The sequence below is a fragment of the Nitrospira sp. Vd2 genome, from assembly GCF_979581665.1.
Window position 1 is genome coordinate 52645 of sequence record NZ_CEFZSK010000041.1, and the last position, 21092, is coordinate 73736.

Below are 21092 nucleotides of genomic sequence, written 5' to 3' on the forward strand. Positions count from 1 at the left end.
ATTGAGCAACGGCACGCTGGCCCGGTGGGACGCCGCTGAAGAGTCGTGGAAAACGTGCTCCCGCAGTGAGCTGCTCTGGCGGCAATTTCGAGCGCGATGGCTCGTGAGAAGAACGGGGGCTCGCAGGTCGGCCGGGGATGGGCCGATGTCTCCGTCCAGCTCGAGCTCGACGGGAGAGCAGGCGGTCGCCGCCTCTATTCGCGAGAGCGGCGGTTCTTGTAGAGCTGCGCGGCTTGCCACGTGAGGGCCAGCAACAGCGGCCACCATACCAGATAGGCCACCGCCACCGTCGCCGCCAAGGCGTGGACGGCCCCGGTCCAGAGGGCCGGGCGGTCGCGATGCTCGTACCACTGCTTCAGGTGCTGGACGCCGAGCAAGGCAATCCATCCGGCGAAAATGTACATGAGAATTGTGAGAACGGTGTCCAGTGCTGTCATCGGGAAGCGCGGGAAGATCGCTGGTATTGTACGCTCCTCTCCCGCGCTTCAACCACGAAGAAATCGGCTCATTGGATCCAGTCAGGCCGCTCGCATTGGGGAGAAAAAGCCGTCACGATGAACGTCCCGCTCGCTCCCTCTCAGGAGCGAGCTTGTCTTGCCGTGTGGACGGCGCCCCGATCTGGGCGCGGAATCGGAATTCCCGCTAACCGCCGCCGTTCCTCCTCTTGAAGTCGCGCCTGCTTGATGGCCTCCAATTCGAGATCGACCAATTGCAGCTCGAGGTCCAACACGGCGTCGTCATCGAAACGAAGCCGCTGGGTCAACGTCACCCGCGTGCGTTGATCTTGCCACGTGGTCTTCTTCTCAGTCTTCTCAGAGAGAAACCCCGCTTCCGGACGGTAGTCGGTGCTCTCGCTGGTCGGCGCTCCGTACAGCTCCTTCAGCAGTTCGATCATCCGCTCCCCTCGCCTCGGCAGCCGATCGGCGTTGTACAGGATCGTCACCTGCTCCAGCCGATCACCGACGAAGTCATAGTCGAGCCGTCTAAGGTACCGATTGGCCGGCCGCTCGACCACGTGGCGAAGCTCCACGCCGGTCTGGGCGACCTTCAAGCTCGGAACCGTCTGCGTTAGGTCGTGAAACGTCATGCCAAGTTGGGCATGCTCGAAGCTCCGCGGTAATGACTGCGTCTCGGCGCTCACTCCACTCACCGGCGCGCCGAGGATCAGAAGCGTGCAAAACATCATGAATGCCGCAGTACGCATGGTCTGTCCTCCGTCGCTGTCCTCTGTTAAGCCGCGGATCGGACGTGACGCTTTTCAGTGACGTCAACCACAACCGGTCCCGTCACGACCCGCGTCATGAAATCAGTCGTGTGGTGCCCCGACGGCTTTGTCGCGAGGGCCAGAATCTCCATCTGCCAGCGATCGCGCTGCGCCCGCTCTCGCGCCAACCGCCTGGGACGGTCAATCGAATACCATCGAGGCGGCGATTCGACGGTGAAAGCCGGCGTCGTGGCACTCGATACCTTGACGCCGAAGTCGTACCCCTTCGCGTCGGCGCGACGTGCGAGCCATTCCCCGTAGCGCTTCGCGTACGGGGTATGGGCGATCTGCGCGAAGAGAGTATGGTCCTCGATGGTCCGCGCTTTCGCGTTCATGCCGCCATCTGCTCACCGACAGGACCCGACGCCTTCCTGGCCTTCGCCCGCTCGTCTTTCCAACTCGCGATCGCGCCGAGGAGCCATACCAACAGCACGATCATGGCCACGACAAGACTGAACAGGTCTCCGAGTGTCATGTGACTCCTTGTCATTCTCTACTGACGACTGTCTAGTAATCCCGCCGCACGCAAAGTCAATCCCGCCTTGACGCAGGCTGGCGTGCCTTGACTCCGCCCACGGACGTGCTACTTCCCAGGTCCGTGATGCCGCCTAGTCATGTACGGCGAGGTACGGAGGTGCAGGAGCACAATGCAGTCGCCTTGGTTGTTCGTCGCCGGGTTATCTGACACGATGAGCATGGAGCAACTGCAAACGGTCGTGGCGCGGCATGCGCGAGTCCGGGCCTGTTACAGGTTGCGCGATACGATCGGGCGACGGCTGAAATGTGCCTACGTTGAATTGGAGCAGGCCGACGGCGCGTGCGTCATGCTCAACGCCGAAGCGCTGGCGGGCCGTTATACGTTTCGCGTGATGGCGACGGATCCGCCGAGTTGGGGCACGGGGATCACGGAAGAGTTCGAGGACCGCTCATGGCGGCGCGACAGTGACCACGTGGAGAGTGCAATGCCGAGCCAAGACGGCTCGGCGTGATGTTGGCGGCCACTGGTTAAGCCACCCGGCGCTGTGCCTGGCCGGCCGGCAGTTGCCGGCCTCGCTGACGAGCATCCCAAGACGACGCGGCCATGATGACTACCGTGACGCCAACGAGAAAGATCATCGTGGAGTCGAGGATGAATTCCATCGGTCTCACCTCCCGGCGATTCGATCGTCGAAGACTCGTCACACGGCACGAGGCCTCGTGATCGAGTCACGCATGCGTCATGCGGCAAGTTCGACGGCAGGGAATCGTAACACGCGACCACGTAACGGATCGTCAGCGCGATAGCCGCAATTCACACACTTCCATTCTTCGAATCGTACAGTCCCATCGATGTAGGATTCTTCAATCAACAGTCCGCCGCATTTCGGACACTGCATCCGTTCCTCCTTTCGCTCCAACACGGTCGACAGGGCAGCTATGATCCTGTGACGTTGAAGACAATAATCCTCCTTGCACGGACTTCAAGAGCCACGACCGATGGCGAACGGCCGAGAGGCGGCGAGCGGTCGGCCGTGATCGTCTAGACAACCTGACCTCATCGCGTTAGTAGTGCACGGTGGGCCTCGGTGCGTTTTCCCGGACAGCTCCTCATCTTTCCGCGCTGACCATCGGCGCGCTGGGCATCGTCTACGGCGACATCGGGACCAGTCCGCTCTACGCGCTCCGCGAATGTTTCCATCCGGATCACGGGGTACCGGTGGACGACGCGAATATCCTCGGCGTGCTGTCGCTCATCGTGTGGGCGCTCGTGCTCGTGGTGACGGTGAAGTACGTCCTCTTCGTCATGCGAGCCGACAACGAAGGCGAAGGCGGCATCTTTGCCTTGACGGCCCTTGCGCTGCATCATCACCCGTCGGTCCGTCCGGGCGTGCTCGGGGTGGTCGGCGTACTGGGATTGATTGGCGCATCTTTCCTGTACGGCGATGGCATTATCACGCCCGCCATCTCGGTGCTGAGCGCGGTGGAAGGGCTGGAGATTGCGCTTCCCACGGTGCGGCCGTACATCGTCCTCGTGACCGTGGCGATTCTGACGGCCCTGTTTCTGATTCAGTATCGCGGGACCGGTCGAATCGGCAGTGTATTCGGGCCCATCATGCTGCTGTGGTTCCTCACCATTGGTATCTTGGGCTTCATCAGCATCGTCCGTACGCCGCGCGTCGTGCAGGCCGTCAATCCCGTCTACGCCGCGCAGTTCCTGATACATCACGCTGGGCAGGGCTTCGTCGTGCTGAGCAGCGTGTTTCTTGCGTTGACCGGAGCGGAAGCGCTGTACGCCGATATGGGGCACTTCGGCCGGCGACCGATCCAACTCGGCTGGTTGCTGATTGCCTTGCCCGCGCTGCTCTTCCAATACTTCGGACAAGGGGCACTGCTGCTCCGTGATCCATCGGCGGTGGTGAACCCGTTCTATCATGCGGCGCCTGACTGGGTGCTGTATCCACTGGTCGCCTTGGCGACGTCCGCGACGATCATTGCGTCCCAGGCAATGTTGACTGGTGTGTTTTCGTTGACACTCCAGGCCGTGCAACTCGGGTATTTCCCGCCGGTCGACATCCGCCATACCTCGGAACGACAGATGGGGCAGATCTATGTGCCCGCGCTCAATTGGCTCATGGCGGCCGGTACGTTGAGTCTTGTGTTGGCGTTCGGGTCGTCGAGTCGGTTGGCCTCGGCCTATGGGATTGCCGTCTCCGGCACGATGGTCATCACGACGCTGTTGATGTACACCGTCGTCCGGCACATCTGGCGCTGGCGACCGTGGACGGTGCTGGCCGTCATCGCGGCGTTTGCGTCGATCGACGTCACTTTCTTCCTGGCCAACGCCGTGAAGATCCCGCACGGCGGGTGGTTTCCCCTGGTGCTCGGCGCGTGCCTCTTTACCTTGATGACCACCTGGCACCGGGGTCGAGCGATCGTCGTGCAGCACATCAACACCCAATTCCCGCCGTTTGATCGGTTCGTCGAACAGGCGTTGGCCTCGTGCCCGGTCCGGGTCCCGGGCTGGGCGGTCTTCATGACGACGCGGTCGGATGTCACTCCACCGGCATTTCTCCAAAACGTCAAGCACAACAAGGCGCTTCATGACCATCTGGTGTTCCTGACCATTCTCACCGAAAAGGTCCCGCACGTATCCTGTGACAAGCAGATCGAGGTGAAGCCGATCAAGGACTCAATTTGCCGGGTGCTGATCCGGTATGGATTCATGGACCGGCCCGACGTGCCGCAAGCCTTGCGCGACTGCCGGACTCAAGGACTGGAGATCCCGCTCCACGACACGACCTTCTTCCTCAGCCGTCTGACGTTTCTGGCCACGCCCAAGCCCGGGATGGCGCTCTGGCGAGAGCACCTGTTCGTCTTCCTCGCCCGCAATTCTCAGCGATCCAGCTCCTACTTCCGGATTCACCCGGACCAAGTCATCGAGATCGGTCTCGTGTTGGAAATCTGAACATCCCGAAGGAAGGCGGCTGACCACCAGCACGAACACGGCTCGCCGGCTGTCCGGATCACGAGCCCGGCTCCGCCTCTCTTGACAAGCCGCCCGGCGATGATTATTGGCGGCTCCGCGAGCACCACTCTGGACGAAAGGAGGTTGGCATGACGAACATTCGCGCGTGCGGCGTCGCGGTCGTGGCTTGTTGTCTCGTCTTCATGGGCCTTGTGGCAGGACCAGTGGCCCCAACCGGCCTTGCCTATGCGGCTGAACTCAATGTCGATAATCTGCCCGGCGATCCCAAGGCCTTCAGAGCGCAGGTGGATCAAATCGTCGGCAAGGTCAGCAGCATCATCGAGAAAGCGAAGGACAGCAAAGGGACCGATCCGGCGTTGCTCGACCTGATCCAGACTCGCGACAATATCCTTCGCGAAGTGCCGAAGGTTGAACACACACCGGACGGCGCGAAGTGGACGGCAAAAGAAGCGCAGGCCAGTGTGCAATCGATGCTCAAGCTTCTCAAGACGCAACTCGACAAGGTCTCCACCTAACGTCTCTGACCGCGCATTTTCCTCGGTCTCGATCCGCGGGCGCCGCGTCGATACACGGCGGCGCCTGTCGCCCCGGGCCTTTGGCCAATCCCGCGGAAGAAGGACTGCACAGGCGGGAGCCGATGCCATCCACATCGATCACATCGATGTGGCCTCGCATGTGCTGTTCGGGGGAATCCGTGGCGGGACGGCGATCCAGGACCGGTCCCGTCCACGGATCGCGTCGTCACGTCACTTTTACTTCGATGGCTTTCGGTTTGGCCTTCTCGGATTTCGGAAGGCGCACGTGCAGGACACCTTGCTTGAACTCCGCTGAGACTTTCGTCTCATCGACAGAGTCGGGGAGAGCAAAACTCCGCACGAAGCGACCGTACGACCGCTCCACGCGGTGGAAGCGCTTGCCCTTCTCCTCCTTCTCCTGCTTCCGTTCGCCTTGGAGCGTGACCACACCGTCTTCGAGCGTGATCTTGACGTCGCCCTTGTCGAGCCCGGGAAGTTCAGCCTGGAGATGGTACTCCGTATCGGTTTCGGTGACATCGACGTCCGGAGACCACTCGGCAACGGCGAGCCACTCCTTGTCATTGTCGCGGCGGCCGTTGGTCCGGCCGAATACCCGATTCAGGCGATCGGTCATTTCGGCTAATTCATGGACAGGATCCCAACGCACGAGGTTCATTGACTCTCACCTCCTTCAGTTTTTGGCGCGACCTCCATCCGGCGTGTCACCATCGGGCCGTGACGCGCCAGGTACCGACCGGTCACGGCAATTGACCACCGGAAGCGGTGTCGCGTTGCGACTCTCTCTCTATTTGTGATGCCTCATGGAGATACTAATCTCGCCGACGGCGAGGTCAAGAAGACCATCGCCTCTTGACCTTTTGAGAGATGGCATTATTACTTGGCCAGCAACAAGAAGTAGAGTCTGAGTGAGATCAGGCGGTCCTGATCTCATAGTGAAACCGGTCACGAAAGGAGGGACGTATGCGAAAGATCATCTCGGTCGTCGCAATGCTGTCCCTGCTGCTGGGCGGGATTGCATTGTGGCCGTCAACGGCGCACGCGGCGCCATGGATTTCCGCCGGCGACACGTACGCGGCCGGCTGGGTCAAGGATATCGAGCAGGAGTTGAACAAGGCGGACTATCGCGCCGTGTTCCTCAATGATCCTCGTACCCCGCAGACCTCAGTGCTTCGGTTCTTGAACCGTGCCGCTGTCGCGGCCGAGGCGGGCAACTCGGGGCTTGCCGCGGAATTGAAGCAACAGGCGATCGGGGTACTGGAGGAGGGCGTGCACAAGCGCTATTACGACGAAACGGACATTGCCCCGATCATCAATTACATCAATCAGCATGTCCCGATCGGCAAACGGTCGGCGTAACGACACGAGGAGGGAGCAATGCTAGCCGTATGGTGCTTGTTCGGATTGATGTTGTTGACCTGGGCGGCTGCCGTGTGGGCCACGTATGCTGAGGAAGAAGAAGATCAACACACCGTTGCCCCATCTGGCTCTTCTCGCTTGAAGGCTGCCTAAGGTCCATCAATAGGCGGGGGATTCCCCCGCCTCCGAACCTCTTCTTTAGGGTCGTCTCTCTGTCCTCAGAGCGAATTCCTTCCAGGACAGTGCGCCCGTCACCGAGATCACTGTCGTGTCACAGCGGGTCTGATGTCAGCGCGATGCCGATGGGCAAGACGCGCGGCATCAGGTATCTTCGTACTACACGACGATTGCGAGGGTCTTGTGACGCATTTCGCGGAGGAGAGAACAGATGTCATTAGCCGAACATCTTCGTGACTGCTATCTCTGCGCAGCGCACCGATTTGTTCAGCGAACCATGCAGGTGTGCGGCGAGTGCGGCCGACACTTCTGCGGAAGCCATGGCTTCATCATCAGCGGCCGCTGCACCCCATGCTGGAAGGATGATCAGCAACGCATCGCGGTCTGAAACCGAATCGTCATCAGTCTAGCCGGCCTCCTTACCGTTCCTTCCCGCCTTCGATCAGCGGTACAAACGCCACCGGTGCAAGCGCCGTCGACTCAATGCGGTCGGCAGTGCGGCGGTACAGCACGAGGCGTTGATCCTCGTCAGGGCCGATGGGAATGACCATCCGGCCGCCTTCTGCAAGTTGCGGGAGTAGGAGCGGTGGAACCTGCTCGGCGGCCGCCCCGACAATGATCGCGTCGAACGGCGCTTCGTCGGGCCACCCCACAGACCCGTCGCCTACTCTCGTTGTGACATTCGTGTAGCCGAGGTCATGGAGCGTCTGGGCCGCGCCCTCCGCGAGCGACGGAACGATTTCGATGGTGAACACGCGCTGAGCGATCTCAGCCAGAAGGGCCGTTTGATACCCCGATCCTGTGCCGATTTCCAACACGCGATCGTCGGCGTGAAGCTCCAGCGCTTCGAGCATGTACGCGATGATAAATGGCTGGGATGCCGTCTGACGGAAGCCGATCGGGACCGGCGCGTCATCATAGGCCATGGAGGCGTACCTCGCAGGGACGAACCGATGGCGGGGAACGTGCCGCATCGCGTTCAGAACATGTTCCGCCGTGATGCCACGCGCGATGAGCTGGTGGGCGACCATCGCGTCGCGCTCTGTTTGCCGATTCGCATCCGTTGACGGGTATGGCGCTGGTGGTGTGGCTGTGCAGGCGAGAACCGGCACAAGGAGGCCCAGGACGAGCCCGATTGCCGTCGCATAGGTCCCACTGAACGATGGCCTCACGTCGAGGCGGGGCCTCGTTTCCGTTGCCGCGTGTGAACGTCTGTCACGAAGGCCGCACCGTGGCCGCATGCAAGCGCTCCAGGCGGGATTCGTCGTATCGGGGGTGAGCCGGCTACCTCAGGGACACTGGGTGCGACGCCGCGTCGGCATGCTCATGCCACGCGCTGCCGGTTCCTCCCGTCTCCCTTCTTTTTTGATACGGCGCCCTGCGCCGCATCGGCTCGTCCTGCCTGCTGACGGAGCCTCAGTGCGAGGCCGATGAAGACCAGCGAGCCGATGACAATGAGCCCGAGCACGCCGCTGCCGAGAATCACCACCGGGTTGGTCCGGCGGGGCCAGGGAAATTCGAATGCGTCGGCGTTCTCGAAGGTCCAGCGGGAGAGACCGCCTAGCGGATACTCGGTCGTATCCCGAAGGTCCAGCTCGTCCCTGCCGCTATAAAATTCCTCGATGAGTCGAAGATGCGATTTCGCCTCCTCGTCGAAGTAGATCGGGGGTGTGACGTGGCGAATGAAATGGAGGACGTCTCTCGCTCCATCCGGCGAGAGGCCGCCGGCTCGGCTTCCGATCATGGCAATCAACCGACCCATCTCTTTCCGCGCGCGAGCTGTGTCGCCCGCTGAGACGGCATCTTCGATGCGTTCGAGTGCATCGAGGTAGACGGGTTGTGCCGGAAGATTCGCACCAGCGGTGTCGAGGTGTTCGGCGATCTCGCCGATCCACGAGGAGCCGGACGCGCTCGCGGCCGCCAGTGGCAGCACAAGCACGGTTGCGATCATCAGCATGGCACGAACAGTGGGATGCATGACGGCAGGCTCCACATGACCTCGAGAACCCTGCATCCGCTGACGTTCCAGGAGAGAGGGACGTTCTTTAGGATGAGCGATTCACGACGCGTGGTCAAGAACCTTGAGGGTCGCCGCCGCCGGACTGCAATTCGACGTCCGGCGAAAAGGGCGGCGTTACTGAGCGACCACACCGGCCTCTACCGGATACCGGTCTTCCTCCTTCGGCATGCCGAGGGGGAGAAAGGGCAGCCACACAAAGCCGAGGGCCGTCACCGCCGCATGGATGTAAAGGAGTGGCGCGAAGTCATGATGGAAGAGCTCGAAGAGCAGTGATCCGCAGACCTCGGAGACTTGGCCGGCGGCACTGAAGATCGCCATGAACAGCGCGAAGCCAAACCCGGCGTGCGCCGGCGGGCACGATGCGGCGGCGAAAGAAAAAATCGTCAACAAGGGGATCATGCTGACGGCCCCCGCGACGAAATACCAGATGACCGCAGTCTGAGAGTCGGTGATCAAGAGATATCCCATCGTCGTCGCGATGCCGAGGAGCAGGCTGATGCAGAGCAGACGGCGAAGCGCAATGCCTTCCGAGAGATACCGGCCATAGAGCCATGCTCCGCACACGGCGCCCGCGGCTCCAATCGCGTTCAAGTGTCCGATGAAAGCCTGATCAAAGTGCAGATGATCGACCAGGTGATAATACAACGGCGTGCCAAAGCCCGGCGTCAGGTTCCAAAAGGCAACGAAAGCGGCCGCAATCCACAAAGGCCTCGTCGCCAGGGTCCGGCCCACCGTTCGAGCCGCCATGCGGAGTCGTGCCGGATCAAGCGTCGTCCGCGGTTCCTGTACGGCGAACAGAGCGGCGCCTGCGAGACTTGCCGGTGCAACGGCGATGATGGCCGCCGCCGTCCGGAGCGCGGCCTCAGGGCCCAGGTGATGGCTAAGCCACCCGCCCAGGAGTCCGGTTCCGATTCGTGCGACGTTGAGCCAAAGTAATTGCTGGCCTTGGAAGAGCCTCAGCAACCCGGACCGCTGTCCCTGCTCCACGGTCAAGGCATCGACAACCACGTCCGTTGCCGCGATGCCGAGCGTCGTGAGCGTCAGCGTCAGGATGATGACATCGGTCGCGAACAATTGCGTGAGTATCAGATACCCGAGGGCCGCGAGGCTGGTTGTGAGCAAGAGGTAGCTTTTTCGATGATAGCCGAAGAGCGGGACGACATCGCTCAGCAGTCCCCAGAGCGGCTTGACGATCCACGGCAGTGCGACGACGGCCAGCGATTGCGCGACCACATCGACGGCCATGCCATTCGATTTTAAATAATAGACCAGCGGCTGCGTGATAAGGCCGCCCGTGATGCCCTGGACAAAATACGCCAATCCAAAGAAGGCCACGAGCCGGTGCTCGGACGGCGTGAGTGATCGTCCTTCCGGACCAACGAGTTTCCCATGCATAAAAGCGAATACTCCAGTTACGTGGCCGTCGCGACCGTCCGACTACTCTAAAGCTCCGGCCTTGTCCACGGGAGTAGGAGACAGCGACACTCGGCGTCTCATCGATCGTTACGTATTTTGCTGGTGAAACCGGAAAACCAACCCGAGCGAGGATTGATTGCAGCCGTAGGGCGGTAAGCACATGTCTGACGGTTGCATGGGAAGCAACAGCGGGCTCGCAGTGACGAGATGCTGAATGCGAACGAGACAGACGTACGGTATAAGGAAAACAAGACGAGGGGGCAGAGAGAGCGATGCACAGAATCTTGATCGTCGACGACGACCGAGAATGTTTGAGGGCGTTGTCCGACCGTCTCCGGTTTTGGTTCCGGGGTCTCAAACTCGTCATCGACACGGCCGATACGGCCTCGGACGGCCTGATCCTCGCTGCTCAATATGACTATGACTGCTTGATCGTGGATATCGTCATTCCCGGGATCAACGGGCTCAAGTTTGTCGAGCAGGTCCGGGAGCGACAGCCCCACACGCCCGTCATTCTGATGAGCGGGCGTGACGATGACTATCATGCGACGATCCAGCAACTCGCCGTCTTAGCGTTTCTGCCAAAGCCGATCGACTGTGGTGAGCTGCGTCGTCTCGTCGCCTTCGCTCTTCATCTCGATGACATCCACAGATCACAACACGTGGGTGCCCCTCAGCGGCCACGAGATCGATCACTTCACGTCCATTCAGAGCAGCGCGCCGAGATCTCTATGGGCTAATTCTCGTCCTGCCGTCACTCTTCCGCGCTGGCCGTTCTCCAGAGCTTGACTGCCGAGGCGAGAATTAAGACTTCGCGTCCGCCTTCTGTTCGTAGTATTCCCCGATGTGCTCGTAAACTTCAGCAGGAAATGCAAGGTCCTTGTAGACGTTGCATTCGTCCGGATTGTCGGGATCCGGACAAATGGGAAAATCCTGCTGCCGCTGCCACTCTAGAATGCGTTCCCGCCGCGGCGGACTGTAATCCTTGCCCTGAACCTGAAGACACAAGGCCCTCGCCTGCTCCTCGCTCACGCCGGGATTCTTCCTCAACCATTCACTCAGTTCCTCCGCCTCGAGAAAATGTCTCGCGACCATGGCAAAGACAAACCGACCGTAGTGGCCGATGTCTCGCTTTGCCTCGAGCGCGTCCAGTAGGTGAGCCATCATGCGACTTTTTCGGAGATCGGCAATCGACATTCGCACCTCCGTTCGTGATTCACGTCACCATACCCGAGCCCGCCGAGCCGTTCCTACCAGCCATGCGCCTACGCGCTGTCCCGCGAGACGCACCGGCTCTCGCCCGGCAAGCGTAGCCAGATGTCAGTCATAGGCCTACGGCGTTATAAGGGCCTGTACTTAATTCCTCCACAGGTAAGTCACAGACCGCGCCTTTTTTACCGCTGTCGTCATCTATTCGGCACACTTTCCCACGGTCCTGCTATATATGGTGAATTTCCAAGGGATGCCACAATGCCTAATTTATAAGCAAAACGCTGTCGCTCAGTATTGATCGACCTCCGGCCAACGTATCGGTTGGGTTTCCACTGACTTATCCACAGAAAATGTGTATGAGAAAACGGTTGACAGCGGTCCATTGTCCTACAGCGGGAAAGGGAAGCACGTGAGCCAAGTGACATCGCGCTCCCGCCGTTCTTTCTTACGGGATGGCTCGGCGTCGCGAAAGGGAAGCTCCGGCGCTCCTTTGTCGGTCGGTGGCCCGACGGTTTTTCCCGTGCGACGCCAACTCCCTTCTGATATGGGAAATGCCGAGCTGAAGTGAAGTCCGACTGCAGTCCTACATCTCTAGATCGATTGAGTTTGCACCGCCGATATTGGATGCTTGCCGTCTTGGGAGGCGCCTATGAATGGATTTGCGTTGCGGTGGATGACACGTCGAAGCGAGACAGAGACGGGTCGTCAGTGTGCGGACCAGCGGGCGGTCAAACGGCACGATGGCTGGACGTTTCGGCGGATGTTGACGCTGCCCGAGAGTAGCAAGCCCTTGTATCTCACGGTCAACTTGCCGCCTGAGTGGTTCGAGCGGAAGTGACGGCGGAGGAGGGCACCAACCGTATGGCGCCCTCCTCCGGCTGCTGGACTTCAGAGTACGCGCGGTACTTCTAGGCGATGTGCCGACGGCGCACGAACCAGCCCACGCTCACCAACCCTGACCCTAACAGGAGCAACGACGACGGCTCTGGGACCGGCCGCAGTGTCAGGTCTCCAGAGCCCACAATGGTGCCTCCGGTGAAAGGTCCAAGGGACACGCCGGTAATACTCGTATTGTTTCCTGCAAAGTCGGCATTGAGAACGAAGTTGCTCGAAAAGAATCCGCCCACCGGCTTCAAATCCAACACGACGTGAAAATCGCCTTGGGCCAGGGATGAAAAGACGTGCGCTTGGCCGGCGAGAAACGAGTCGGTGGTCGCCACGAGCGTTGACAGGCCGCCCGGCTGGCTCTGCGCGAACATCTGCAGATTAAAGCTATTGAAGGCGATATTGATTCCTCCCGATGCATCGGGCGTTGCCGTCCCGGACGCCGTGAATTGCCCCGTCAACGTGTAGCCGGGACTCTCATTCAACCCGCTATTGATGACCGGGGTCGTGAAATCGACCTTCCAATTACTGAACGACCCTGTCCCGCTTTCCGTAAAGGTGCAGGAAGGGACGCAGCCGACCGGACCGGTTTGATTGACCGTCGCGCTATAGCTGAAGTCGACGAGGTTGGCGGTAAATGGTCCTTGCGGGGCGCCGATTGCCGTCGGATCGATGGTGACACCCAAGCTGGGACTCGCAGCGCCCACCACGAGCGCCATCGCAAGACCCAGACGAACACATGTTTGTTTCATTGGTCGTTCTCCTCTTGAAAAATGGTTGTTGGAAGGCTGCAGCCGCATCGAGAGGGAGCAATGGAAGTGCCAACGCCGATCACGTTGATCCGTCTAAGTACTACACCTGGAACAGGGCCACCGTGTCGCCACAACTTTCCACTTGACCTTCTCTACCTAGGAACAAACATGGTCAGGGAAAGGGCCTGGGGCTGCCGCAGGCATGGGATTTATCGCTGCGAGTAGGAGTGAGTACGGAGGCGATGTCAGCGGGAAGGAGTCAAACGCGTTTGACACGGATCTGAGCGCGGACGTCAAGCCGGATCGCCACCTTTAAAGGAGAGGCTTCTCGTGATTCCTGTCGACGGGAGACGGAACGTGCGCGGGAACGAGACGATGAACCGACGAGCGGACTTGTCAGCGAGGTGCAGGCCCAGCTGTGAGTCCGAATGACCGAGTGTGCCGGCCGCGCGATCCGCCTAAATGGTCGTCGGCAGGCATAACGAGGAGGAGATGATTGTCAACGACCGAGCCGTTCAGGTGCTCCACGGCGTCACGGGCCGCTCTCGCACAGGCCATTTCGACATAGCCAAAGCGCAGTGATTCTCCATTGTCGCCGCGTTCGATTTCGGCGCTCACCACGCTACCGTGTGGCGAGAAGAGCAGGACGAGATCCTCGACGCCGTAGAAGGAGGGGACATTATCAATGAAGAGCCGCATGGCGTCCTCGAGGGGAAGGATGGCAGGCCGTACAGGAGGGGAAACGGCCATGCCATCAAACCGATGCCGGCACGCATCGGTTCTTCCCATGGCGCGATCCTGCCACTTACACCTAGGTAATAAAAATCGGCAATTGAGGAAGTTCCGCCGTCCCTCGTTCACCTACAGGGTGGGCGACGAACGCTGCGACGCACGAGCGAAGGAGGAGAGACCGGAGCACAAACGATGTTGGAATTGTGGCAGACTGAAAGGTGGACGGACTGTTGACCCGCAAGGCATACGTCTGAGGAGCCACTGGATAATTGATCGACAAGATGCCGCCGCAGTCACCGATGTACTGGGGTGCAGGGGCTCGTTAGACAGACAGTAGAGAGGGGACCGAGGAGCATCGCGGTTTAGTACCGAGCGCTGACGATGAGGTATGGTTTGAACCGGTCCAGCTTCGCGGTGTGCAGTTGGGCCGAGCGTATTGTCGTTTCCTGACAAGCGTGGTGCGTGGCGAGCGGGGAATTCTGACGCGTTGACCGTCATGGCCATTCAGGGGGCCGGCCGCCACGTCGGTGGAAGACCAGACGTGAGCGCTACATGAAGCGCTACCTCAGCTGTGCCGTGTTCATTGCACTGCCGTGCTTTCTCGCCTTGCTGATCTACGATTGGGTCGCGGTCGTCGCGGCGGCTCGTGGCCTCTATCGCTCGGTGCGCTGGTCGGACTTCGCGCAAGGAGCGCTGCAAGATGCGGGCTTGGCGAGTATCTATGGCCTCATGGTGACACCACGGGTGACCGGTTCTGTCGCCGGCGATGGCGAGCGTGCACGTCGGCTGTGTTTGATGATGCTCGGATTTGGTCTGGCCTGGTACGACGTGATGTGTGCATGGGTCACACGCTGGCTCAATGCCTCTCAGGACTTGGGTGTGAGCCTCGTCATGCTGTTTCTCGTGCCGTTTCTCGTTGCCCCTTGGTATGTCCGGTGGCTCAGGTCAAAAGTCCACGCCTCCTAACTGCGCCTCTGGGATTGTGGGTGTCCTCGGTATTACGCGAGAGGATATCGAAGACCGGTCCATGCATAGGAGCCATGCGATGGGACTACTCCACGGCATGATGTTGCTTTTGACTGTCTTGCTCCGACCGGCTGCAATCTGGGCGGATGACACGCCCATTCCGCGCCTCGCGGAATGGGAAGCCAACATGACGACGTATGGCAAGCAGCACTGCGCCAAGCTCGCGCCGAAGACCGCCGATTGGGCCACACAGGCCGAGAGTATTTACTATGACGGCGAGCGGGTGTTTTACCAAATTGCCTTGTACACGAACGACCCGAGCTGGAAAGATTGCGCGGCGCGTGCGGAAGCCATTTATCGAGATGGGTATGTGTTGCCTCATCAGGGCGGCGCGGCGGGGTTCAACAATTTTAGCGGCGGCCTCATGATGGATTATCACCTGACACAGGATGCGACGTCGCAACGGGCCGTGACACTGCTCGCGCAGAACGCAGCGTTCGCGAAGGACGGCACCCCGCTCAACTGGACGGCCGATGCCTTCTACAGTCGGGAGGTCGCGTACGTCATCATGGCGTATCTGAACGCGGAGGCCGTCGGCGAACCGAGGCGGCCGCGGCTGACTGACATGATCAACCAAGCGCTGGACCATATCGATCAATGGTTCGGCCGGAAATCGGCGAGCTTTGTCCGGCCGTTCATGGTCGGGATCACGATGCAGGCGTTGATTCAGGCCCACGCGGCGACAGGGGACCCCCGCATTCCGCCGGCCATCAAGACCGGCCTCGACGGCCTCTGGTCCCTCTGGGATGCCGGTGCGCAGGCCTTTCTGTATACGAACGTGGATACGAGCAAGTTTCCCCAGAACGCTCCTGGCTACAACACCGGCGGGCGCCAGCCCGCGCCGGACCTCAATCTTCTGGTGGCCCCTGCCTTCGCATGGTGGTATGCGCGTACGGGAGACGTCACGTACCGGGACCGAGGCGATCAGGTCTTTGCCGGCGGAGTGGCGAACGCCAAGAATTGGCTTTATCTGGGCAAGCAGTTTGATCAGAATTATTGGTGGAGCCCGCTCTACGTCGTCTGGCGGAAGGCGGCGACGCCCGGCAGACCGCTGCAGGCCTTGCCGCCCATGTCCATGACAACGATGCCGAACGCCGCGTCGGCCTCCGCCACACCAGGGACACCATGAGACGCTTCACCTTGCCAGCTTCGATCCAAAGCTGAAGGCGTCTTACCCGGCGCTTTAGCTGAGGAATCTCCGACGAACGCGTCCGGCCTACCGGCATCTCAAGGGCAACCCGCGCCGCTCTTTAACTCATCCACAGATTCAGCCCTTGGCTCCGCCACGCGACGTAGTCAAAACTCCACATATAGTTTTGATCGAAATGCTTCCCATCGCCAAGGTACGCCTGCTGCACCCCGCCAGCAAAAATCTGGTCCCCCTTGTTGAGATATTGAATATTCCCGGTCTGCTTATACATCCAGGCATAGGCGGGCGCGATGAGGAGATTCAGGTCAGGGGAGGGCTCGGTGCCGCCCGTATTGTACCCGACGCTGGACGGGTCGATCGTGCTGGTATCGACGTTGGTATACATAAACGCGTGCGCGCTCGGCACCCACATCTGGTTCCATAGCCCGTCCAGCGCTGTTTGAATGGCGGCCGGAATTCTGGGGTCGCCCGTCACCCCGTACGCCTGGATCAGCGCCTGCGCCGTCAAGCCGACCATAAAGGGTCGGATGTACAGCGCCGTCTGGGAGACGAACCACTGGTTAATGTGCCCGAGCGCTTGATTGATCAGATCGCCCATTCTTGGATCAGCCGCTACGCCGACAGTCATGCCGTTGACGTACGACATGATCGAGTATGCGACCTCTCGACTATAGTCCGGGGATTGGGTCCACGATAACGGGACCCCGTCCGCATTCCACATCTTCGTGCTCAGCTCTCGGATCGCTTGCAGGTCGAGCGGATTCCCGGTCTGCTGGTAATCGATCAACAGGCCGGTCGAGAAGTTCCAATAGCCCGGCACGCCGCCCGAGTTGGCGAGCACATAGGTATCCCGATAGATATGCAGCGCGGTTTGCGCATAGCCCAGCCAACTCGGATCACCGGTGTATTGCGCAATTTGATAGTAGACCCGCGCGGCATCGTAGTACGTCATCTCGAGTTGCGTCCCCCAATCCGTGGCATTCTGAAGCGCCTGGCCCGTTTGCTGTCCAAAGGTAATCATGTTCTGCTGCCACTGCTGGAGAATCTGGTTCCACTCGGCCGTCGACATCGCAGGGCCCGCCGTGAGGCTCTCCGATGAGACGACACGAAAAGCATCGGGAGGCCCGGCCGTCCGGCCCTCGGTCAACTGCGGCAGAGCCGTTGTCGACACCGAGGCCGAGCCAATCTGAACCTCCTGCGGGAGCGCCGGTGCCGCAATGAGATTGTCGGTGGTGAAGCCGCCTTGGATCCAGATCAGCCCGATGGCGCCATTGCCCACCTGCGACCCCACGCCCACCACGCTGCCGTGCATGGAGCCCCCCACAAAGAAGGCGCCCACTCCCCATGCCGTGGCGTCACCGGGACCTCCGAATCCGACGCTCACGGTACTTTGACTCATATCGCCGATGATGTTGAGCAATTGAATTTGGGACGCCGTGATGCGGCCGCCATGGATCGCGCCGAGCGTGAGCCCGTTCACCGGCCCGCTCACCGCCATGGGTCCTTGTAAGTCGAGTGCCGCCAGATTGAGATTGCCGATCGCGCCCGCGATCTGCATTCCTCCCGTCGGGAGGAGCGTGCCGTTCTGAGAGGTGACGGACAGTGTGGAGGTCGCGTCCGTTCCACTCAGTTGGATGGTCCATTGACCGTTCTGCATGCTGACGTTTCCGACGCCGGGACCGTCGAGGTGAAATGCCGCGACGTTTCCGGTTGCGTCCTGGAGGGACAGGTCCACGTTCGTCAGTTGTCCGGGGACCTGGCCGAATTGGCCGGAGATCGGGCCGGGCGAACTTGCGGCACTTCCCGGTGTGGTGAGTCCTTCAACCGTGGCCATGTCGGTCGGCACGACGAGGAGTGGGGACGGCTGCAGGCCGCGATCCGCCAAGCCGGTGAGTGCGATGACGGCCGACTCCGTCCCGCCAGGTGCCAACGGGCTCGCCAGTGTGGCTCCCACCCAGGTGGCGGGGGTGGACTGACCCGGTGAGGCGGCATACGCATTAAGATTGATCGCCCCCGATGCCGTGGTCCCGGTATTCTGGACCTGCACGGTAACGTGCGTTGGTGACTGTGGTGTGAGGGACTGGGGAATCTGTACCGCTTGGACGACGGCAGACAGGTCCGCATTCAGGAGCAGGCGTTCTTCGAGTGCCTCCAGCCAGCACGTCGTCCTGCTCGGTTGGTGCTTGGCACCGCGCTGTTGCTGTCGCCCGAAGCAAAGGAACCGATTCAGTCCCATACCCAGCCTCCTTGTGCCTAAGTTACAAAACGTAGTCTTACAAGGACGCCGTATACCATACTTATTCCTACATGACAACACCGAAGTACTAGGCGTGATCATTAACGCAGGCCAAAATTAAGTTAACTATCCTAGTGTAATAAACGTGTAGGGGATGGCCAGGCGAATGGCGTCTCTTTTTCAACGAAACGAAGCGGATACTGAAATTGTGACCGGGGGCGGTCTTGTTCCCGGCGGGAAGGGGTGAGGTCGGATTGGGCCGCCCGTCGATGACAGCGGCGGGCAGGTGGAGCCGAACGTTGGGGCGCTTGTTATGGATGTCGAGGTGCGGAAAGCCGACGAAGGGTTAGGGCGCGGTATGGTGCCTCGCCCTAGACACGTCCTGTACCACCTTGATGCGCGCGTTGGCCTTTTCGATGACGCTCCGTGCAGATGAGAGGCGGCGCGAGACCTCCTTCCGGTGCCGACAGAACGCGAACGCTCGGTCCATGATTTCGATGAATTGAGGGCGATCTATCGGCTTTTCGATGAAGCCAGTCGCCTTCATTAACGCATCGTATGGCTCCTCCAAGCCATGTCCGGTCAATACATACACCGGCATCTTGGGTAGCTCCTTCCGGAGCCTGGCGATGAACTGGTCCGCCCCGAGTTCTGGCATCACCGCGTCGCAGATTACGAGATCGATTCCGTGATGGCCGACAACACCTAGTGCTTCCTGTCCGGACACCGCGTGGATGACAGAGATGTGGGGGAACCGCCCCACCAACGTCAGCGTGAGCGCCTCGCGGAGCACGGCATCATCATGGACGAGTAGAACGTGCAACGGTGAGAGCATACAAGGCAGGTACCATAGCACGAGCCCCTGTCCCGTCAATCGTGCGGCTTGCTACGTAAACTGACGTCCAGACGATTCAGGAGAGCGCCGCGCGCACCGTCCAAAATGGCCATAGCGCCATAGGCGAGCGTCAGCCGATCGCTCCCCTTCAGTGTGGGACTCCATGGCGGCCCTCGGTCAACAAGATCTCGCGGAGAGCGTGCTTGTGGCGAGCTGCGAAGAGAAATGTCGGGCGAGAAGCGTGGCGGATCAGGGGATGTCATCGTGCTTGCCTGAACGGAATGTGGTTAAAAGTGGAGCGACAATCCGCCCACGACCATGCTCACCGAGTAATCTCCGCGCAAGCCGCCTCCCGGCGTCACCGGATTATCGAACGTGAAGGTCGCCCGGTTGTACTTGTATTCGCCAAACAGCGCGACATGCTCGTTGAAAAAGTATCGCAGCCCGGCTAAACCGTTGAAGCCCGGGACGGCGTTGTCAGAGCTGCTCGTGTTGCCCAAAAGGGCGCCATTGGCGTGAGCAAAGAATACGCCGAGGCCGGCCCCGACATACGGTTGAATGCGACACAGGCGTGTGCTGCGCGTATCCGCTGCCGATCGGACATCGGTCCGGCGGCGCGCCGGATCCTCGTCACGATATTCCTCACACCTGAACTTGCCGCGGATAATCGCGTTAAAGGCCAGTGTCGTGACCCGAAGCGTGGCGCCGGGACCAATCCCCGATTGTTGCAACCCCGGGCTCGTATTAAAGGCCTCCACCTCGAATCCGAGCCAATTCATATTGTCCGGTAGGAAATAGCCGACCTTGGCCCCGTAGACTCCACTATTCTTTAAATCGATGCTCCCCAAGGGCGTCCCGTTGGTCCCCTGGACATTGCTAAACGTGTGCGCGAAGGTGTATCCCCCGAAGCCGGCGACATAGAGCTCCGGCGGCCGGCGATAGTCATAAGCCAGATCATAGTCGCGTCGTGTGCCGAGGTCAGGGCGATCGGTATCACGCCGCACATCCGTTCCTCGCGGCACCCCTGGCTCCGCTGTCCCCGTCGTGTCTTGTCCGGCAACAAGAGCCGGCACAGCGAGCAGCAGGAGAGTCACACTGAAAACGGTCGTTCGAAAATGCTTGTGCGTCAACATGGCATCTCCTCCATTTAAAGTGTCGTGCAAGACATGTATCACGCCCGGCCCATGAACTCGGTAAAGTAATTTAGCTCTATAGCGCTACCACAGAATGATCGGAGTCGCGGGTTGTTCGGTGGAAGGAGCGAGCACAGACATCATCCAGAGCGGAGGGCGAGATGCGGTCAGGTTGCGAAGGCGATGGGTAACTCTGGAAGGCGTAAGCCGATGCGGCGACATCCAGTGGGGCACACTGAAGGTGCCCCGTGGGAAAGTCGGGCGCGGGCTCGCGCGGCCCGCGCCATCGCGGAACACCGTTAGGAGGCGGATCGCAATGACTGTTGGACGTCCTGCGCCGACATTAAATGGCGTTCCAAGACCGGCTGCGTTTGCTGAAGTAAGTGCTTCAATGCCGGGTTATTGGCGGACCGACTGGCTTCCTCTACCAAGGAAAGAACCTTCTGATGCATCGTGATCTCATGCGCAATGTACGCCCGGTCGAACTCCTTCCCTGATTTGGCCTTTAAACTGTCCAGTGTCGCCATGTGGTCTCGGACGAGAGTTTGGCCGATGTCCGGCTGAACCGGGAGGATCATGTGGGCATTGGATAATTGGGCCCCCTGTTCAAGCATCGCCGAGTGATCGTTGACCATGTGGCCCGCGAACGCTTTTACCCTGGGGTCTACGCCCGTCTGTTGCGCCAACTGCCCCACCCTTCGATGTCGCTTCGGTTCGCAATCGTCAGGAGCGAGATAATGTTGCCGTCCGACAAATTGTGCGATTGGGCGGCGGTACTGTCTGCCGCGCGCCCTGCCGCGGCGTACGTGAGGGCCAGCGACATTGCCACGAGGACCGTCTTACTGCACGCGCCTGTCATCATTACATCCTCCGTTCCTGTTGATCGTGTCGTGATT

General features: G+C 60.4%; 26 protein-coding genes. 8 read left to right on the top strand and 18 right to left on the bottom strand.

The features are described from left to right. Positions 1 to 194: 194 nt before the first annotated feature. The 4 genes from AC1U7K_RS17870 to AC1U7K_RS17885 all read right to left on the bottom strand — a co-directional run bounded on the left by AC1U7K_RS17870 (position 195) and on the right by AC1U7K_RS17885 (position 1739). A complete protein-coding gene (locus AC1U7K_RS17870) occupies positions 195 to 437 on the bottom strand; it encodes a hypothetical protein (RefSeq protein WP_480253158.1) in 243 nt (80 codons plus the stop codon). Between the two features lie 140 nt (positions 438 to 577). Then, positions 578 to 1204 (bottom strand): hypothetical protein, encoded by a 627-nt coding sequence (locus AC1U7K_RS17875; protein WP_480253159.1) that lies wholly within the window; start codon positions 1202 to 1204, stop codon positions 578 to 580. 26 nt (positions 1205 to 1230) lie between these two features. Further along, positions 1231 to 1599, bottom strand: a complete 369-nt coding sequence (locus AC1U7K_RS17880) for a hypothetical protein (protein WP_480253162.1) — start codon at positions 1597 to 1599, stop codon at positions 1231 to 1233. Then, positions 1596 to 1739 carry a hypothetical protein gene (locus tag AC1U7K_RS17885; protein ID WP_480253164.1) on the bottom strand — a complete coding sequence of 48 codons (144 nt, stop codon included), beginning with the start codon at positions 1737 to 1739 and terminating at the stop codon, positions 1596 to 1598. Before AC1U7K_RS17885 ends, AC1U7K_RS17880 begins: the two co-directional genes overlap by 4 nt. A 220-nt stretch (positions 1740 to 1959) precedes the next feature. Here AC1U7K_RS17885 and AC1U7K_RS17890 point away from each other — a divergent pair, with 220 nt between their 5' ends. Beyond that, positions 1960 to 2253, top strand: coding sequence for a hypothetical protein (locus tag AC1U7K_RS17890; protein WP_480253166.1), 294 nt, complete (start codon positions 1960 to 1962; stop codon positions 2251 to 2253). A gap of 16 nt (positions 2254 to 2269) precedes the next feature. Here AC1U7K_RS17890 and AC1U7K_RS17895 read toward each other — a convergent pair whose 3' ends face one another. Both AC1U7K_RS17895 and AC1U7K_RS17900 read right to left on the bottom strand, forming a co-directional pair. Further along, positions 2270 to 2404 (bottom strand): hypothetical protein, encoded by a 135-nt coding sequence (locus AC1U7K_RS17895; protein ID WP_480253168.1) that lies wholly within the window; start codon positions 2402 to 2404, stop codon positions 2270 to 2272. A 77-nt stretch (positions 2405 to 2481) separates the two neighbouring features. Further along, a complete protein-coding gene (locus AC1U7K_RS17900) occupies positions 2482 to 2640 on the bottom strand; it encodes a hypothetical protein (protein WP_480253170.1) in 159 nt (52 codons plus the stop codon). Between the two features lie 179 nt (positions 2641 to 2819). Between AC1U7K_RS17900 and AC1U7K_RS17905 the strand changes: the two genes are divergently transcribed. Further along, entirely contained in the window at positions 2820 to 4709 is a 1890-nt protein-coding gene (locus tag AC1U7K_RS17905) for a potassium transporter Kup (protein WP_480253172.1), read from the top strand. Between the two features lie 149 nt (positions 4710 to 4858). Then, a complete protein-coding gene (locus AC1U7K_RS17910) occupies positions 4859 to 5245 on the top strand; it encodes a hypothetical protein (RefSeq protein ID WP_480253174.1) in 387 nt (128 codons plus the stop codon). 226 nt (positions 5246 to 5471) lie between these two features. Here the strand turns inward: AC1U7K_RS17910 and AC1U7K_RS17915 are convergent, their stop codons facing one another. After that, positions 5472 to 5921 (bottom strand): Hsp20/alpha crystallin family protein, encoded by a 450-nt coding sequence (locus AC1U7K_RS17915; RefSeq protein WP_480253176.1) that lies wholly within the window; start codon positions 5919 to 5921, stop codon positions 5472 to 5474. A gap of 305 nt (positions 5922 to 6226) precedes the next feature. Here AC1U7K_RS17915 and AC1U7K_RS17920 point away from each other — a divergent pair, with 305 nt between their 5' ends. Beyond that, positions 6227 to 6622, top strand: coding sequence for a hypothetical protein (locus tag AC1U7K_RS17920; protein ID WP_480253177.1), 396 nt, complete (start codon positions 6227 to 6229; stop codon positions 6620 to 6622). 596 nt (positions 6623 to 7218) lie between these two features. Here AC1U7K_RS17920 and AC1U7K_RS17925 read toward each other — a convergent pair. The 3 genes from AC1U7K_RS17925 to AC1U7K_RS17935 form a co-directional block, all read right to left on the bottom strand. Further along, positions 7219 to 7971: a protein-L-isoaspartate(D-aspartate) O-methyltransferase gene (locus AC1U7K_RS17925; RefSeq protein WP_480253179.1), complete on the bottom strand. Its 753-nt coding sequence runs from the start codon at positions 7969 to 7971 to the stop codon at positions 7219 to 7221. 152 nt (positions 7972 to 8123) lie between these two features. Further along, positions 8124 to 8777 (bottom strand): hypothetical protein, encoded by a 654-nt coding sequence (locus AC1U7K_RS17930; RefSeq protein ID WP_480253181.1) that lies wholly within the window; start codon positions 8775 to 8777, stop codon positions 8124 to 8126. 156 nt (positions 8778 to 8933) lie between these two features. Next, positions 8934 to 10214 (bottom strand): MFS transporter, encoded by a 1281-nt coding sequence (locus AC1U7K_RS17935; protein ID WP_480253182.1) that lies wholly within the window; start codon positions 10212 to 10214, stop codon positions 8934 to 8936. A gap of 293 nt (positions 10215 to 10507) precedes the next feature. On the opposite strand from AC1U7K_RS17935, the gene AC1U7K_RS17940 reads away from it, so the two are divergent. Next, entirely contained in the window at positions 10508 to 10975 is a 468-nt protein-coding gene (locus AC1U7K_RS17940) for a response regulator (protein ID WP_480253184.1), read from the top strand. Positions 10976 to 11039: 64 nt separating this feature from the next. Here the strand turns inward: AC1U7K_RS17940 and AC1U7K_RS17945 are convergent, their stop codons facing one another. After that, on the bottom strand, positions 11040 to 11432 hold the full coding sequence (locus AC1U7K_RS17945) for a hypothetical protein (RefSeq protein ID WP_480253186.1): 393 nt from the start codon (positions 11430 to 11432) through the stop codon (positions 11040 to 11042). 664 nt (positions 11433 to 12096) lie between these two features. On the opposite strand from AC1U7K_RS17945, the gene AC1U7K_RS17950 reads away from it, so the two are divergent. After that, positions 12097 to 12285, top strand: a complete 189-nt coding sequence (locus tag AC1U7K_RS17950; protein WP_480253188.1) for a hypothetical protein — start codon at positions 12097 to 12099, stop codon at positions 12283 to 12285. A 70-nt stretch (positions 12286 to 12355) separates the two neighbouring features. On the opposite strand, the gene AC1U7K_RS17955 is transcribed toward AC1U7K_RS17950, so the two are convergent. Both AC1U7K_RS17955 and AC1U7K_RS17960 read right to left on the bottom strand, forming a co-directional pair. After that, a complete protein-coding gene (locus tag AC1U7K_RS17955) occupies positions 12356 to 13084 on the bottom strand; it encodes a PEP-CTERM sorting domain-containing protein (protein WP_480253190.1) in 729 nt (242 codons plus the stop codon). A 396-nt stretch (positions 13085 to 13480) separates the two neighbouring features. Then, positions 13481 to 13873, bottom strand: a complete 393-nt coding sequence (locus tag AC1U7K_RS17960) for a hypothetical protein (protein ID WP_480253191.1) — start codon at positions 13871 to 13873, stop codon at positions 13481 to 13483. 495 nt (positions 13874 to 14368) lie between these two features. Between AC1U7K_RS17960 and AC1U7K_RS17965 the strand changes: the two genes are divergently transcribed. Both AC1U7K_RS17965 and AC1U7K_RS17970 read left to right on the top strand, forming a co-directional pair. Then, complete coding sequence (locus AC1U7K_RS17965) at positions 14369 to 14782, top strand: hypothetical protein (RefSeq protein ID WP_480253193.1); 414 nt, start codon at positions 14369 to 14371, stop codon at positions 14780 to 14782. A gap of 79 nt (positions 14783 to 14861) precedes the next feature. Next, positions 14862 to 15971 (top strand): hypothetical protein, encoded by a 1110-nt coding sequence (locus tag AC1U7K_RS17970; protein WP_480253195.1) that lies wholly within the window; start codon positions 14862 to 14864, stop codon positions 15969 to 15971. A 121-nt stretch (positions 15972 to 16092) separates the two neighbouring features. Here the strand turns inward: AC1U7K_RS17970 and AC1U7K_RS17975 are convergent, their stop codons facing one another. From AC1U7K_RS17975 to AC1U7K_RS17995, 5 genes are all read right to left on the bottom strand, one after another. After that, positions 16093 to 18228, bottom strand: a complete 2136-nt coding sequence (locus tag AC1U7K_RS17975; RefSeq protein ID WP_480253197.1) for an LEPR-XLL domain-containing protein — start codon at positions 18226 to 18228, stop codon at positions 16093 to 16095. Positions 18229 to 18574: 346 nt separating this feature from the next. Further along, the gene (locus AC1U7K_RS17980; protein ID WP_480253199.1) at positions 18575 to 19063 is read right to left on the bottom strand and encodes a response regulator; all 489 of its coding nucleotides are present in this window, start codon (positions 19061 to 19063) and stop codon (positions 18575 to 18577) included. Positions 19064 to 19350: 287 nt separating this feature from the next. Then, the gene (locus AC1U7K_RS17985) at positions 19351 to 20196 is read right to left on the bottom strand and encodes an outer membrane protein (protein ID WP_480253201.1); all 846 of its coding nucleotides are present in this window, start codon (positions 20194 to 20196) and stop codon (positions 19351 to 19353) included. Positions 20197 to 20495: 299 nt separating this feature from the next. Next, positions 20496 to 20831: a DUF4142 domain-containing protein gene (locus tag AC1U7K_RS17990; protein WP_480253202.1), complete on the bottom strand. Its 336-nt coding sequence runs from the start codon at positions 20829 to 20831 to the stop codon at positions 20496 to 20498. 29 nt (positions 20832 to 20860) lie between these two features. After that, on the bottom strand, positions 20861 to 21058 hold the full coding sequence (locus AC1U7K_RS17995) for a hypothetical protein (RefSeq protein ID WP_480253204.1): 198 nt from the start codon (positions 21056 to 21058) through the stop codon (positions 20861 to 20863). Positions 21059 to 21092 lie beyond the last annotated feature (34 nt).

Excerpts from the sequence above, each read along its gene's own strand:
- AC1U7K_RS17975 (WP_480253197.1), bottom strand. The coding sequence starts at position 18,228 with ATGGGACTGAATCGGTTCCTTTGCTTCGGGCGACAGCAACAGCGCGGT.
- AC1U7K_RS17900 (WP_480253170.1), bottom strand. The coding sequence starts at position 2,640 with ATGCAGTGTCCGAAATGCGGCGGACTGTTGATTGAAGAATCCTACATC.
- AC1U7K_RS17965 (WP_480253193.1), top strand. The coding sequence starts at position 14,369 with ATGAAGCGCTACCTCAGCTGTGCCGTGTTCATTGCACTGCCGTGCTTT.
- AC1U7K_RS17880 (WP_480253162.1), bottom strand. The coding sequence starts at position 1,599 with ATGAACGCGAAAGCGCGGACCATCGAGGACCATACTCTCTTCGCGCAG.
- AC1U7K_RS17955 (WP_480253190.1), bottom strand. The coding sequence starts at position 13,084 with ATGAAACAAACATGTGTTCGTCTGGGTCTTGCGATGGCGCTCGTGGTG.
- AC1U7K_RS17890 (WP_480253166.1), top strand. The coding sequence starts at position 1,960 with ATGGAGCAACTGCAAACGGTCGTGGCGCGGCATGCGCGAGTCCGGGCC.
- AC1U7K_RS17970 (WP_480253195.1), top strand. The coding sequence starts at position 14,862 with ATGGGACTACTCCACGGCATGATGTTGCTTTTGACTGTCTTGCTCCGA.
- AC1U7K_RS17990 (WP_480253202.1), bottom strand. The coding sequence starts at position 20,831 with ATGGTCAACGATCACTCGGCGATGCTTGAACAGGGGGCCCAATTATCC.
- AC1U7K_RS17910 (WP_480253174.1), top strand. The coding sequence starts at position 4,859 with ATGACGAACATTCGCGCGTGCGGCGTCGCGGTCGTGGCTTGTTGTCTC.
- AC1U7K_RS17935 (WP_480253182.1), bottom strand. The coding sequence starts at position 10,214 with ATGCATGGGAAACTCGTTGGTCCGGAAGGACGATCACTCACGCCGTCC.
- AC1U7K_RS17950 (WP_480253188.1), top strand. The coding sequence starts at position 12,097 with ATGAATGGATTTGCGTTGCGGTGGATGACACGTCGAAGCGAGACAGAG.
- AC1U7K_RS17960 (WP_480253191.1), bottom strand. The coding sequence starts at position 13,873 with ATGGGAAGAACCGATGCGTGCCGGCATCGGTTTGATGGCATGGCCGTT.
- AC1U7K_RS17985 (WP_480253201.1), bottom strand. The coding sequence starts at position 20,196 with ATGTTGACGCACAAGCATTTTCGAACGACCGTTTTCAGTGTGACTCTC.
- AC1U7K_RS17995 (WP_480253204.1), bottom strand. The coding sequence starts at position 21,058 with ATGATGACAGGCGCGTGCAGTAAGACGGTCCTCGTGGCAATGTCGCTG.
- AC1U7K_RS17940 (WP_480253184.1), top strand. The coding sequence starts at position 10,508 with ATGCACAGAATCTTGATCGTCGACGACGACCGAGAATGTTTGAGGGCG.
- AC1U7K_RS17895 (WP_480253168.1), bottom strand. The coding sequence starts at position 2,404 with ATGGAATTCATCCTCGACTCCACGATGATCTTTCTCGTTGGCGTCACG.
- AC1U7K_RS17870 (WP_480253158.1), bottom strand. The coding sequence starts at position 437 with ATGACAGCACTGGACACCGTTCTCACAATTCTCATGTACATTTTCGCC.
- AC1U7K_RS17945 (WP_480253186.1), bottom strand. The coding sequence starts at position 11,432 with ATGTCGATTGCCGATCTCCGAAAAAGTCGCATGATGGCTCACCTACTG.
- AC1U7K_RS17875 (WP_480253159.1), bottom strand. The coding sequence starts at position 1,204 with ATGCGTACTGCGGCATTCATGATGTTTTGCACGCTTCTGATCCTCGGC.
- AC1U7K_RS17920 (WP_480253177.1), top strand. The coding sequence starts at position 6,227 with ATGCGAAAGATCATCTCGGTCGTCGCAATGCTGTCCCTGCTGCTGGGC.
- AC1U7K_RS17980 (WP_480253199.1), bottom strand. The coding sequence starts at position 19,063 with ATGCTCTCACCGTTGCACGTTCTACTCGTCCATGATGATGCCGTGCTC.
- AC1U7K_RS17885 (WP_480253164.1), bottom strand. The coding sequence starts at position 1,739 with ATGACACTCGGAGACCTGTTCAGTCTTGTCGTGGCCATGATCGTGCTG.
- AC1U7K_RS17930 (WP_480253181.1), bottom strand. The coding sequence starts at position 8,777 with ATGCATCCCACTGTTCGTGCCATGCTGATGATCGCAACCGTGCTTGTG.
- AC1U7K_RS17915 (WP_480253176.1), bottom strand. The coding sequence starts at position 5,921 with ATGAACCTCGTGCGTTGGGATCCTGTCCATGAATTAGCCGAAATGACC.